The sequence below is a fragment of the Vibrio sp. 10N.222.48.A3 genome (assembly GCF_041475345.1).
Lineage (GTDB): Bacteria > Pseudomonadota > Gammaproteobacteria > Enterobacterales > Vibrionaceae > Vibrio > Vibrio tasmaniensis_A.
Genome location: NZ_JBFRVX010000153.1, coordinates 1 through 325, shown reverse-complemented (window position 1 = coordinate 325; position 325 = coordinate 1). Strand labels below are relative to the sequence as shown.

Sequence of the window (325 nt, the reverse complement as noted above, 5' to 3'; positions counted from 1 at the left end):
AGATAAAGACCGTAAGTCTGCACTTTTAAGCCACATGATCAATGACGGTGAATGGGACCAAGCGCTTATCTTTATCGAGACTAAGCACGGCGCGGCTAAGCTAGTTGCCCAACTTGAAAAGCGTGGTATCGAAGCTGAAGCTTTCCACAGTGGACGTAGCCAAGCGATTCGTGAAAAGATTCTGGCTGATTTCAAAAAAGGTCGTCTAAAGTATCTAGTTGCGACAGGTGTTGCTGCTCGTGGTATCGATATCGATAATCTAAGCCGCGTAGTAAACTACGACATCCCATTCCCAGCAGATGATTATGTTCACCGTATTGGTCGT

1 protein-coding gene is annotated in these 325 nt (G+C 45.8%); it reads left to right on the top strand.

Annotation, left to right across the window (positions count from 1 at the left end; all coding sequences use genetic code 11):
- Positions 1 to 325: helicase-related protein (locus AB4653_RS05755; RefSeq protein WP_372103540.1), on the top strand; the 325-nt coding region annotated here is incomplete at both ends.